General features: G+C 74.0%; 12 protein-coding genes and 1 pseudogene. 11 read left to right on the top strand and 2 right to left on the bottom strand.

The window, feature by feature from the left end:
* From GA0115240_RS21130 to ligD, 7 genes are all read left to right on the top strand, one after another.
* The coding region (locus GA0115240_RS21130) for a carboxymuconolactone decarboxylase family protein (protein WP_176725130.1) at positions 1 to 479 on the top strand (479 nt) is incomplete at its 5' end.
* 89 nt (positions 480 to 568) lie between these two features.
* Positions 569 to 1,204, top strand: coding sequence for an MBL fold metallo-hydrolase (locus GA0115240_RS21135; protein ID WP_093738531.1), 636 nt, complete (start codon positions 569 to 571; stop codon positions 1,202 to 1,204).
* Between the two features lie 69 nt (positions 1,205 to 1,273).
* Complete coding sequence (locus GA0115240_RS21140; protein WP_093738533.1) at positions 1,274 to 2,053, top strand: exodeoxyribonuclease III; 780 nt, start codon at positions 1,274 to 1,276, stop codon at positions 2,051 to 2,053.
* Between the two features lie 176 nt (positions 2,054 to 2,229).
* A complete protein-coding gene (locus GA0115240_RS21145; protein WP_093738535.1) occupies positions 2,230 to 2,481 on the top strand; it encodes a TfoX/Sxy family DNA transformation protein in 252 nt (83 codons plus the stop codon).
* Positions 2,482 to 2,590: 109 nt separating this feature from the next.
* Positions 2,591 to 4,015 (top strand): NAD(P)/FAD-dependent oxidoreductase, encoded by a 1,425-nt coding sequence (locus GA0115240_RS21150; RefSeq protein WP_093738537.1) that lies wholly within the window; start codon positions 2,591 to 2,593, stop codon positions 4,013 to 4,015.
* Positions 4,012 to 5,874 (top strand): transketolase, encoded by a 1,863-nt coding sequence (locus GA0115240_RS21155; RefSeq protein ID WP_093738539.1) that lies wholly within the window; start codon positions 4,012 to 4,014, stop codon positions 5,872 to 5,874. Before GA0115240_RS21150 ends, GA0115240_RS21155 begins: the two co-directional genes overlap by 4 nt.
* A complete protein-coding gene (gene ligD, locus GA0115240_RS21160) occupies positions 5,871 to 6,788 on the top strand; it encodes a non-homologous end-joining DNA ligase (RefSeq protein ID WP_093738541.1) in 918 nt (305 codons plus the stop codon). The genes GA0115240_RS21155 and ligD overlap by 4 nt, the downstream gene beginning before the upstream one ends.
* A gap of 86 nt (positions 6,789 to 6,874) precedes the next feature.
* Here the strand turns inward: ligD and GA0115240_RS21165 are convergent, their stop codons facing one another.
* Positions 6,875 to 7,273 (bottom strand): DUF6479 family protein, encoded by a 399-nt coding sequence (locus GA0115240_RS21165; RefSeq protein WP_093738543.1) that lies wholly within the window; start codon positions 7,271 to 7,273, stop codon positions 6,875 to 6,877.
* Between the two features lie 91 nt (positions 7,274 to 7,364).
* Between GA0115240_RS21165 and GA0115240_RS21170 the strand changes: the two genes are divergently transcribed.
* Positions 7,365 to 8,306, top strand: coding sequence for a cation diffusion facilitator family transporter (locus GA0115240_RS21170; protein WP_093738545.1), 942 nt, complete (start codon positions 7,365 to 7,367; stop codon positions 8,304 to 8,306).
* Between the two features lie 86 nt (positions 8,307 to 8,392).
* Complete coding sequence (locus GA0115240_RS21175; protein WP_093738547.1) at positions 8,393 to 9,145, top strand: ZIP family metal transporter; 753 nt, start codon at positions 8,393 to 8,395, stop codon at positions 9,143 to 9,145.
* Here the strand turns inward: GA0115240_RS21175 and GA0115240_RS21180 are convergent.
* Entirely contained in the window at positions 9,114 to 9,887 is a 774-nt protein-coding gene (locus GA0115240_RS21180) for a hypothetical protein (protein WP_093738549.1), read from the bottom strand. The genes GA0115240_RS21175 and GA0115240_RS21180 overlap by 32 nt on opposite strands.
* A gap of 158 nt (positions 9,888 to 10,045) precedes the next feature.
* Between GA0115240_RS21180 and ggt the strand changes: the two genes are divergently transcribed.
* Positions 10,046 to 11,920 carry a gamma-glutamyltransferase gene (gene ggt / locus GA0115240_RS21185; RefSeq protein WP_093738551.1) on the top strand — a complete coding sequence of 625 codons (1,875 nt, stop codon included), beginning with the start codon at positions 10,046 to 10,048 and terminating at the stop codon, positions 11,918 to 11,920.
* Positions 11,921 to 12,109: 189 nt separating this feature from the next.
* Positions 12,110 to 12,289: pseudogene (locus GA0115240_RS21190) on the top strand (hypothetical protein); the annotation flags it as partial.

Consider the following 12,289-nt stretch of genomic DNA (forward strand, 5'->3'; position numbering starts at 1 on the left):
CCTGGGCCGACCACACCCCGGCCCCGCTGCCCTTCGCGCCCGCCCCGCCGCCGGTGGCGCCGCGCGTCCCCGGCCCGGCCGCGCCCCCGGCCGGACCGGACGTCTACGCCGAGGGCCTGCGGATCCGCCGCGAGCTGACCGGGGACGCGGCGGTCGAGGCGGCACTGGGCCGCGCCGACGGCTTCGGCGCCGGCTTCGAGAACTTCGCCACCCGCTACGCCTGGGGCGAGGTCTGGGGCCGGCCCGGGCTGGACCGGCGCACCCGCAGCATCGTCACCCTCACCGCGCTCACCGCCCTCGGCCACATCGGCGAACTCGCCGAGCAGACCCGGGCCGCGCTGCGCAACGGCCTGACACCCGTCGAGATCGAGGAGGCCCTGCTGCACACCGCGGTGTACTGCGGGCTGCCGGCCGCCCGCGCGGCGATCGACGCCGCCAGGGCCGTGGTGGCGCAGGAGACGGGCGGCGACACGGCGTAGCGTCCCGACCGGCCTGCGGACCGGCCCGCGGACCGGGCCGCCGGGCGCACAACAGGCGCGGCGGGGGACAGGCGTAGCAAGATGGAAGCATGAAGCTGACCAAGAACGGACACTCTTGCGTACGCCTCGAAAAGGACGGCCGCACCCTCGTGATCGATCCGGGCGGCTGGAGCGCGGACGACGCGGCGGCCGGCGCGGACGTCATCCTCGTCACCCATGAACACGAGGACCACTTCAACGAGGGACGGCTGCGCACCGGGCTGGAGGCCAATCCGGCCGCCGAGCTGTGGACGCTGGCTAGTGTCGCCGAGCAGATGTCCGCGGCCTTCCCCGGCCGGGTGCACACGGTCGGCCACGGGGACGCCTTCACCGTCGCCGGATTCGACGTGCAGGCGCACGGCGAACTGCACGCCGTGATCCACCCCGACCTGCCGCGGATCACCAACGTCGGCTACCTGGTGGACGGTTCGCTCTTCCACCCCGGTGACGCGTTCACCTTGCCGAACCACCCCGTCGACACCCTGCTGCTGCCCGTGCAGGCGCCGTGGAGCAAGGTCTCCGAGGTCATCGAGTACGTGCGCGAGGTCAGGCCGAAGCGGGCCGTCGATGTGCACGACGCCATGCTCAACGACGTGAGCCGGCCGCTGTACGACATGCTGATCGGCAATCTCGGCGGCGGTGCCGACCACCTGCGGCTGGCCCCCGGGGGCGCCACCGAGGCGTGAGCGCCGGTCCCGCGGCCGCGGGCCCCCGGGTCGCGGGCACTGTCGGACCCAGCCGCTAGGTTGTCGGGTATGCGCATCGCCACCTGGAACGTCAACTCGATCACCGCCCGCCTGCCGCGGCTGCTGGCCTGGCTGGAGGCCAGCGGCACCGATGTCCTGTGCGTCCAGGAGATCAAGTGCACTCCCGAGCAGTTCCCGGCCGCCGAGCTGCGCGAGCTGGGTTACGAGGCCGCCGTCGAGGCCACCGGCCGGTGGAACGGCGTGGCGGTGATCTCCCGGGTCGGCCTGGCGGACGTGGTGCACGGCCTGCCGGCCGGCCCGCAGTACGAAGGGGTGGCCGAGCCCCGGGCGGTGGCGGCCACCTGCGGCCCGGTCCGCGTCTGGTCGGTCTACGTGCCGAACGGCCGCGAGGTGGGCCACCCGCACTTCGCCTACAAGCTGCTGTGGCTGGAGGCACTGCGGGCCGCCGTCGCCGGGGACGCGGCGGGCGGGCGCCCCTTCGCGGTGCTCGGCGACTACAACGTGGCGCCCACCGACGACGACGTCTTCGACCCGGCCTTCTTCGAGGGCCTGACCCATGTCACCCCCGCCGAGCGGGACGCGCTCACCGCGCTGCGCGGCGCGGGCCTGGCCGACGTGGTGCCGCGCCCGCTGAAGTACGAGCACCCGTACACCTACTGGGACTACCGCCAGCTGGCCTTCCCCAAGAACCGCGGCATGCGCATCGACCTCGTCTACGGCAACGAGCCGTTCGCCGGCGCGGTCACCGACAGCTACGTGGACCGTGAGGAGCGCAAGGGCAAGGGCGCCTCGGACCACGCCCCGGTGGTGGTCGACCTCGACCTGTGAGGTGCGGGCGCGAGCCGGCCGGGGCGGGCGGGGACCGACTGGCCGCACCGACCGGCCGCACGTCACCGCCGCGGGGGACCGCCTCGGGCGTGTCAGCCGCCGAGTGCCCGGCCGCGCGCCGCCGCCCGTGCATGATGGCGCCGAACGCACCCACCAGCTTGTACCGGAGGCGCCACGTGGACTCCCTTCAGCAGCTGCCGAACATCGGGGCGGTGCTCGCCGACCGTCTGCGCCGCGCTGGCGTCGACGACGCGGGCGAACTGCGCCGCCTCGGTTCCGGCCGCGCCTACGAGAAGATCAGCCCCGACCTGCCCGAGGACGCGCGCACCCACACCCTGCTGGCCCTGGAGGGCGCGCTGCGCGGCATGCGGTGGACCGCGATTCCCCAGACCGAGCGCGACACGCTCGTCCACCGGGTACTGGGCTGACCGGGTCCCGCGCCGCGCGCTGACCCCGGCCGCGCGGCCCCGCCCCCGGCCCGCGTCCCGTTTGTCCCGCTCCTGCTCGGGCAGCCGCTGCCTGAGGAAGGGAGCCCCCATGTCCCGATCCCGTGTCGTCATCGTGGGCGCCGGCTTCGCCGGATACCAGGCGGCCCGCGCCCTGAGCCACCACCGCGGCCTGCGCGAAGAGGCCGAGATCGTCCTGATCAATCCGACCGACTACTTCCTGTATCTGCCGCTGCTGCCCCAGGTCTCGTCCGGGGTCCTGGAACCCCGCCGGGTGGCGGTGTCGCTGCCCAGCACCCTGCCCGGGGTCCGGCTGGTGCTCGGCGAGGTGAACGGGGTGGACCTGGACGGACGCGGCGTCTCCTTCACCGATCCCGAGGGCGGCGCGGGCCACCTGTCCTACGACCGGCTGCTGCTCACCGTCGGCAGCGTCAACAAACTGCTGCCGATCCCCGGCGTCGCCGAGCACGCGCACGGCTTCCGGGGCATACCCGAGGCGCTCTACCTACGGGACCACATCACCCGGCAGATCGAGCTGGCCGGCGGCACCGAGGACCCCGAGGAGTGCGCCTCCCGCTGCACCTTCGTGGTGGTCGGCGCCGGCTACACCGGCACCGAGGTGGCCGCCCAGGGCAAGCTCTACACCGACACGCTGGTCAAGCGGCACCGCGTCCTGCGCTACCGCGACCCGCCGCGCTGGCTGCTGCTGGACATCGCCGAGCGGGTGCTGCCGGAGCTGGACCCCCGGCTGTCCCGCACCGCGGACCGGGTGCTGCGCCGCCGCGGGGTCGAGGTGCGTACCGGCCGGTCGGTGAAGGAGGCCACCTCGGACGGCGTGCTGCTGGACACCGGCGAGCACGTCGCCACCCGCAGTCTCATCTGGTGCGTGGGGGTCCGCCCCGACCCGCTGGTCGACGAGGTCGGCCTGCCCGCCGAGAAGGGCCGGCTGGTGGTCGGCCCGGACCTGGTGGTGCCCGGCCGTCCGGAGGTCTTCGCGGCCGGGGACGCCGCCGCGGTGCCCGACCGCACCCGCCCCGGCTCCTACACCCCCATGACCGCCCAGCACGCCGGCCGGCAGGGCAAGACCGCCGCCCGCAACATCGCCGCCTCGCTCGGCCACGGCTCGGCGCGTCCCTACCAGCACCACGACCTGGGCTTCACCGTGGATCTCGGCGGCGTCCAGGCCGCCGCCAACCCGCTGCGGGTGCCGCTGTCCGGGATCGCGGCGGGCGCGGTCACCCGCGGCTACCACCTGATGGCGATGCCCGGCAACCGGATCCGGGTCGCCGCCGACTGGCTGCTCGACGCGCTGCTGCCCCGGCAGGCGGTCCAGCTCGGCCTGGTCCGCGCCTACGCCGTCCCGCTGGACACCTCGGCGCCCGAACTGCCCCGCAACCCGGAGGCGACCCGCACCGCCCCGCCGCCGACCGGGCCGGCCGACAACCCCCCGGAGAGCAAGCCGCCGCACAGCACCTCGTCCGACCGCCCGCCAGCGAACGGAGAAAGCCCGTCATGAACACGGCCACCTCAGAACCGGCCCTCAGCGACGCCCAGATCGGCGAACTCGCCCAGCAGCTGCGGGTGGACGCGGTACGTGCCGCGGACGCGGCCGGCTCGGGGCATCCCACCTCGTCGATGTCGGCGGCCGACCTCATCGCCGTGCTGCTGACCCGCCATCTGCGCTACGACTTCGACCACCCGGAGCACCCCGGCAACGACCACCTGATCTTCTCCAAGGGCCATGCCTCGCCGCTGCTGTACGCCGCCTACAAGGCGGTCGGCGCCATCGGCGAGGAGGAGCTGCTGACCACCTACCGCAAGCTCGGCAGCCGGCTCGAAGGGCACCCGACCCCCAAGCTGCCCTGGGTGGACGTGGCCACCGGCTCGCTCGGCCAGGGCCTGCCCGTCGCCGTCGGGATCGCGATGGCCGGCAAGCGGCTGGACCACCTGCCGTACCGGACCTGGGTGCTGTGCGGCGACAGCGAGATGGCCGAGGGCTCGATGTGGGAGGCCTTCGAGCAGGCCGGGATCGAGGGGCTGGACAACCTCACCGCGATCATCGACGTCAACCGGCTCGGCCAGCGCGGCCCCACCCGGCACGGCTGGGACCTGGACGCCTACGCCCGCCGCATCAGCGCCTTCGGGTGGCAGACCGTGGAGATCGACGGGCACGACATCGACGCCGTCGACGAGGCGATGGCCGCCGCCCGCACCAGCCGCGGCCTGCCGACCGCGATCATCGCCCGGACCCGCAAGGGCAAGGGCGTCGCCGCTGTCGAGGACCGCGAGGGCATGCACGGCAAGCCGCTGCCGGACGCCGGGGAAGCGGTCCGCGAACTCGGCGGCGTCCGCGACCTGCGGATCACGGTCCGCCCGCCGCGGCCGGCCGAGCGGCAGGCCCACGGCGGCGACCCGCAGGCCCCGCTGCCCGCCTACGACCTGGGCGACAGCGTGGCCACCAGGACCGCCTTCGGCGAGGCGCTGACCGTGACCGGCACCCGCCGCGAGGACGTGGTGGTGCTCGACGGCGAGGTCGGCGACTCCAGCAAGGCGGAGCTGTTCGCCAAGGAGCACCCCGAGCGGTACATCGAGTGCTACATCGCCGAGCAGCAGCTCATCGGCACCGCGGTGGGCGTCGGGGTGTGCGGCTGGACGCCCTACGCCGGCACCTTCGCGGCCTTCCTGACCCGCGCCTACGACTTCCTGCGGATGGCCGCGATCAGCCGCTCCGACCTGAACGTCTTCGGCTCGCACGCGGGCGTCGGCATCGGCGAGGACGGCCCGTCCCAGATGGCGCTGGAGGACCTCGCGATGATGCGGGCGATCCACGGCAGCACCGTGCTCTACCCGTGCGACGCCAACCAGACCGCGCGGCTGGTCCCGGCGATGGCCGACCGCACCGGCATCACATACATCCGCACCAGCCGGGGCGAGACCCCGGTGATCTACGGGACCGGCGAGGAGTTCCCGATCGGCGGCAGCAAAGTGCTGCGGTCCGGTCCGGACGACGAGATCACCCTGATCGGGGCCGGCGTCACCCTGCACCAGGCGCTGGCCGCCGCCGACCGGCTGGCCGACCAGGGCATCCGGGCCCGGGTGATCGACCTGTACTCGGTCAAGCCGGTCGACGCCCGGACGCTGCGCAAGGCCGCCGAGGCCACCGGCCGCTTCGTCACCGTCGAGGACCACCACCCCGAGGGCGGCCTGGCCGACGCGGTGCTGGAGTCCTTCGGCAACGGCCACCCCATGCCGGTGCTGACCCGGCTCGCGGTGCACGCCATGCCCGGCTCGGCGACCCCGGACGAGCAGCTGCACGCGGCCGGCATCGACGCCGACGCGATCACCGCCGCCGCCCGGAAGCTGGTGGGCCGATGAGTACCGTGACCCTGGAAGCCGGACGGCACGCGGTGAAGGTCGCGCGGGCCGAGAAGGTGCTCTTCCCCGCCCGCCGCGGCGCCCCGGAGGTGACCAAGGCGGACCTGGCCGCGTACTACCGCGACATCGCCCCCTACGCGCTGCCGCACCTCAGGGACCGGCCGCTGATGCTGGAGATCCACCCGGACGGCATCGACGGGCCGCGCTTCATGCAGAAGAACGTGCCCGCGCACTACCCGGACTGGATCAAGCGCGCCGAGCTGTCCAAGGAGGGCGGCACCGTCACCCACGTCCTGGCCAACAGCGCCGACACGCTGGTCTACCTGGCCGGACAGGGCTGCACCACGCTGCACCGCTGGCTGGCCAGGGCGGACCGGCCCCGGCAGCCGGACCGGATGGTCTTCGACCTCGATCCGGTCGAGGACGACTTCGGGCCGGTCCGCCGGGCCGCCCAGCGGCTCGGCCAGCTGCTCGACGAGCTGGCACTGCCCTGGGCCCCGATGACCAGCGGCTCGCGCGGCCTGCACCTGACGGTGCCGCTGGACCGGCACGCCGACGTCGACGAGGTGCGGGACTTCGCCCGCGCGGTGGCCGACACGCTCGCCGGCCGGTACCCGGCGGAGTTCACCACCGAACCGCGCAAGGCCGCCCGCGGCCGGCGGCTGTTCCTCGACGTGCTGCGCAACGGCTACGCGCAGACCGCGGTGGCCCCCTGGTCGGTGCGGGCGCTGCCCGGCGCCCCGGTGGCGGCGCCGGTCTCCCGGCAGGCACTGGACGACCCGGAGCTGGGCGCCCGGCGCTGGACCGTCGCGGACGCGCTGGAGCAGGCCCGCAGCGATCCCTGGGACGGACTGCTGCCGGCCCGGGGCCGTTCGCTGGGCCCGGCCGCCCGGCGCCTGCGCGCGCTCGGCTGAGGCTCGTCCCGCACACGGCCCGCACGCGGCGGTGGGCGGAACCCCTGATCAGGGGTTCCGCCCACCGCCGCGTGCGGGCCGCCGCCTCAGTCCACGTTCGGACCGCTGTGCCGCTTGGGACGCGTACGGACCCGGCCGCCGCGGACACCGGAGCTGCGCACCTCGTACGGCAGCCGGCGCCGCCCGTCCTGGGGCATCTCGTCGGGCTCGGGCTGGCGCGACTCGTGCGTCCTGCGGTCGGGCGGCTGATGGCCGGGGCCGTGGTCCTCGGGCGCGCCGACCTCGTGCTCGCGCCGGGTCTGCCAGGCACCGGAACGCGGCCGGAGACCGCGCGGCACTCCGGGACCGCGGCCATGCCGCTTGATTCCGAGCCGGACGGCGAGGATCAGCACGATGACGATGATGACACCGAGGATCGCGGGAACGATCGCGACCTCGTAGTCCTGGAGCGCCAGCTGGACGGCGGGATGGGCGAAAGCGGACATTCTCGGCACCTCCTTGAGGAGCGGATGCCCGAGATCCGTCGGGGAACACGGAAGACGACCAAGAAACCGGAGAACGCCCCAGGGAGTACGCATGGCCGAGCAAGGGCGTGACGCCGGAACCCGCGGCACGGTACTCGTGGCCCTCGCCGCGAATCTGCTGATCGCCGTCGCCAAGACCGCCGCCGGACTGTTCGCCGGGTCCCCGGCCCTGCTCTCGGAGGCCGCGCACTCGGTCGCCGACAGCCTCAACGAGGTCTTCCTGCTGCTGTCCCTGCGCCGCGCCCGCCGCGCGCCGGACAACGCCCACCCCTTCGGCTACGGCAAGGAGCGCTACTTCTGGTCGCTGCTCGCCGCCGTCGGCATCTTCGTCCTGGGCGGCTGCTTCTCCTTCTACCAGGGCGTACGCGCGCTGAGCAGCACCGAGCACGAGTCGAACGCCGGCTACATCGCGGGCCTGGCGGTGCTGCTGGTCTCGCTGCTCGCCGAGGGGGCGTCGCTGCTGAAGGCGGTGGTCCAGGCCCGCCGCTCCGGCGAGGGCGCGAACGACCCGGCGCTGCGCACCGTGCTCGCCGAGGACGGCACCGCGGTGATCGGGGTGCTGCTGGCCGCGGCCGGCCTGATCGTGCACATGACCACCGGCAGCGGGGTGGGCGAGGCCGCCGCGTCGATGGCGATCGGCGTGCTGCTGATGTTCGTCGCCTTCGTCCTGGGGCGCAGCGCGCACGACCAGCTGATCGGGGTGGCCGTCGACCCGGGCCTGCGCGGCGACATCGAGCAGCTGCTGGCCGAGCAGCCCGAGGTGGACACCGTGGAGGAACTGCTGACCATGCGGCTCGGCATGGACTCCACGCTGGTGGCCGCGCGGATCGACCTGATGCCGGGACTGGACAGCGAGCAGGTCGAGGAGGTCAGCCTGCGCATCCGCCAGTCCATCCACGAGCAGTGGCCGACCGCCGACCGGGTCTTCCTCGACATCACCGACGCCCGGATCGAACGCGAGTCCGAGGCGCCGTTCACCAGTGGCGCCTCCTGACCCCGGGGGCCGCGCCGTCGCGGTGATCACCGTGGGTAAGGCCACCCTGAGTCGCGGGCGCCGCGGGCGTCCTGGATCATGACCCCATGCCGGTATTGATAGCCGCCTGCGCGCTGGCGATGACCTTGACAGGCGGCGTCGTCGCCCAGCGCATCGGCGACCGGCGCCACCTGGTGCTCGGCCTCGCGGCCGGCCTGATGCTGGGTGTCGTCGGCTTCGACCTGCTGCCGGAGGCGCTGCGGACCCAGCCCCGGCAGGTGTTCGGCGTGCCGGCCGCGCTGCTGACCTTCGTGGCCGGCTTCCTCGCGCTGCACGTCGTGGAGCGCTCGGTGGCCATCCACCGGGCCCACGAGGGCGAGTACGCCTCGCACACGCACGGCCACGGCCACGCCCACGACCCGGTCAAGGGCGTCGGCATCGCGGCCGCCTCGGCCCTGGTCGGGCACAGCGTGATGGACGGCTTCGCGATCGGCGCCGCCTTCCAGGCCGGGAACACCGTGGGCGCCGTGGTGGCCATCGCGGTGATCTCGCACGACTTCGCCGACGGCTTCAACACCTACACCATCACCCGGCTCTACGGGAACGGCCGCCGCCGGGCCCAGATCCTGCTCGGGGCCGACGCGCTGGCCCCGGTGGTGGGCGCGTCGATCACCTTGGCCTTCACCATCCCGTCCGGGGCGCTCGGCCTGTATCTCGGCTTCTTCGCCGGATTCCTGCTCTACCTGGCCACCTCCGACATCCTCCCGGAGGCGCACAGCCCGCACCCCTCCAAGACCACGCTGATGTGCACGGTGGCCGGCGCCGCCCTCATGTGGCTGGTGATCGGTCTGGCTGACTGAGCTTCCCGGCCGGGACGGGCCTGGCCGTGGTGGCCGCCTTGGTGACGTCGGCGACCAGTTCCACCATGTCGGAGCCGTAGGACTGCGAGTTCACCACCCGCAGCAGCAGGCAGAAGGTGGCGTCCACGCCGTGGCTGCGGGCCAGCCGGAGGTGGTGGCGGGCCAGATAGCGGACCGCGGCCTGGTTGGCTATGCCGCGCTGGCCGGCGGACAGGAACACCGGACGGTCGTTGCCGGAGTCGCGGCCCGCGGCGAGCCGGGCCAGCAGGACGTACTCCACCGCCCCCTTGTCCAGCCGGTAGGTCTCGCCGCCGACGCCGATGGCGCCCTGGTCCGGGCCGGGCGCCGGATCGGTGTTGATCTCGATGCCGGGCAGCATCGAGCGCAGATGCGCGGCCAGCCGCAGATTGGCCACCGGGCCGCCGATGCAGAACTCGGTGCGGGCTCCGAACCCCTGCCAGGCGGTGTCGTGCGCCAGCACCTCGGCGTGCGCCCCGCACTCCTTGATCACCGCGGCCAGCTCCAGCAGCGCGAACGCGTCGTGCCGGGCCAGGCTCCAGCCCCGGGCACCCGGGTCGCGCGGCACCACCAGCAGGCACTCGGAGTCCTGCGGCAGCCCGAAGAAGCGCTGCTTGCGCAGCAGCCGCCGCCGCCACAGGCGGCTGCGGACGAACCAGCCGAGTGCCGCGCCGACCGCCAGACCGGCCAGCGCGAGGACAAGGGTGCGCGCGTCGTCGCTCATGGCGCGGATCGTAGCGGTGTTCGAGCCGTCAGGTCACTGCCCGGGCACGCGCTGCCCGAGGGCCGCCGGATCCGCCGCCGGACGGCTTTCCCGCGCTCCTGACGGGACGGGTGGGGTGAAGTTAGGCTGCCGGGACGTCGTTGAGTGGAGGCTTCGCCATGGGCAGCAACCGTCAGACGCCAGCAGCCAGCGTTCATCCGTCAGTTCACCGCACCAGGCCGGTCCGGTCCCGCCTCGCCTTACGGACGGTCGCGGCGCTCGCCGTCACCGCCGCCGTCGGCGCCCTGACCGCCGCGGCGCCGGCCCATCACGGGGCGCCGCCCGGCGCCGCGCCCGCCAAGAGCCCGCTGGCCGTCGGCTACGGGGGAGCGGTGGCCAGCGTCGACGCCGACGCCACCGCCGCCGGCATCGATGTGCTCAAGCACGGCGGCAACGCGGTGGACGCCGCCGTGGCCACCGCCGGCGCCCTGGGTGTCACCGAGCCGTACTCCTCCGGTATCGGCGGCGGCGGCTACTTCGTCTACTACAGCGCCGCCCGCCATCAGGTCTTCACCATCGACGGGCGCGAAACGGCCCCGCACAGTGCCACCGACCAGCTGTTCGTGGAGAACGGGCAGCCGCTGGCCTTCGCCGACGCGGTGACCAGCGGGCGCAGTGTCGGAGTACCCGGCACCGCCGCCACCTGGCAGACCGCCCTCGACGCCTGGGGCACCCGCTCGCTGGGGGACGTGCTGCGGCCGGCCGAGAAGATCGCCCGCGACGGCTTCACCGTGGACGCCACCTTCAACTCCCAGACCGCGGCCAACCAGGACCGCTTCAAGGACTTCCCGGCCACCGCCGCCCTCTTCCTGCCCGGCGGGCAGCCCCCGGCCGTCGGCTCCACCCTGCGCAACCCGCAGCTCGCCCGCACCTACCAGGAGTTGGGCGCCAAGGGCATCGGGTCGATCTACCACGGCGACATCGGCGCCGACATCGTCCGCACGGTCCGCAAGCCGCCCGTCGACCCCGCCGCCACCCGGGTGGTCCGCACCGGCGACCTGACGACCGCGGACCTGGCCTCCTACCGCGCCAAGAAGCAGGCGCCGACCCATACCGCCTACCGCGGCCTCGATGTGTACGGTCCGGCGCCGTCGTCCTCCGGCGGGACGACCGTGGCCGAGGCGCTGAACATCCTGGAGCACACCGATCTGGCCCACGCCAGCCAGGCGCAGTACCTGCACCACTACATCGAGGCCAGCCGGATCGCCTTCGCCGACCGCGGCCGCTGGGTCGGCGACCCCGCCTTCGAGCCGGTGCCGACCGCCGGGCTCACCTCCAAGCGCTTCGCCGCCTCCCGGGCCTGCCTGATCAAGGACGACGCGGTGCTGACCAGCCCGCTCGCCCCCGGTGACCCCGCCCATCCGGCGCCGTGCGGCGCCGCCGGCCAGGCCGCACCGACCACCTACGAAGGGGACAACACCACCCACCTGACGGTCGCCGACAAGTGGGGCAACGTCGTGTCGTACACCCTCACCATCGAGCAGACCGGCGGCAGCGCCATCACCGTGCCCGGCCGGGGCTTCCTGCTGAACAACGAGCTGACCGACTTCTCCTTCGTGCCGGCCAGCCCCGGCGTGCCCGACCCGAACCTGCCCGGGCCCGGCAAGCGCCCCCGCTCCTCGATCTCCCCGACGATCGTGCTGAAGAACGGCCGCCCGGACTTCGCCATCGGCTCACCCGGCGGCGCCACCATCATCACCACCGTGCTCCAGGTCCTCACCGAGCACGTCGACCGCGGGCTGCCGCTGGTGGACGCGATCGCCGCGCCGCGCGCCAGCCAGCGCAACGCGACCGCCACCGAACTCGAACCGGCCCTGTGGGACAGCCCGCTCAAGGCCCAACTGGAGTCCATCGGCCACCACTTCACCGAGAACCCGGAGATCGGCGCGGCCACCGGAATCCAGCGCCTGCCCGACGGCCGCTGGCTGGCCGCCGCCGAGCCCGTGCGGCGGGGCGGCGGTTCGGCGGCCGTGGTGGACCCGGCGGGGAACTGAGGCGCGCGGTCCCACCGACCTGCCACCGGCGTGCGCGGGCAGGGCACTCCGCCTGCCGCACGCCGGCTGCCGCGGGCCGCACCCCGGCCGCCACAGGCCGCACGCGCCCGAAAACCCGCTGTAGCAGTGCCGTAACGCGCCGGGTGTGCAATGCGGCACGGAACGGGAAAGACGGCGGCGAAGGACGTGGTGACAACGGAACCGGCCCGGGCGACAACGGACTTCGCGCACTACTTCCGGTCGCTGGTAGCGGCGCTCGGCGAACGGCCCGGCTGGTACGGGGTGTTCGCCGAGCGCGAGCCGGAGGCGGCGCTGGCCTACCGCAGCGGCGCGGACGTACCGCCCTGGGACGTCGTACGGGCGCTGCTG

The organism is Streptomyces sp. DvalAA-14 (genome assembly GCF_900091855.1).
GTDB lineage: Bacteria > Actinomycetota > Actinomycetes > Streptomycetales > Streptomycetaceae > Actinacidiphila.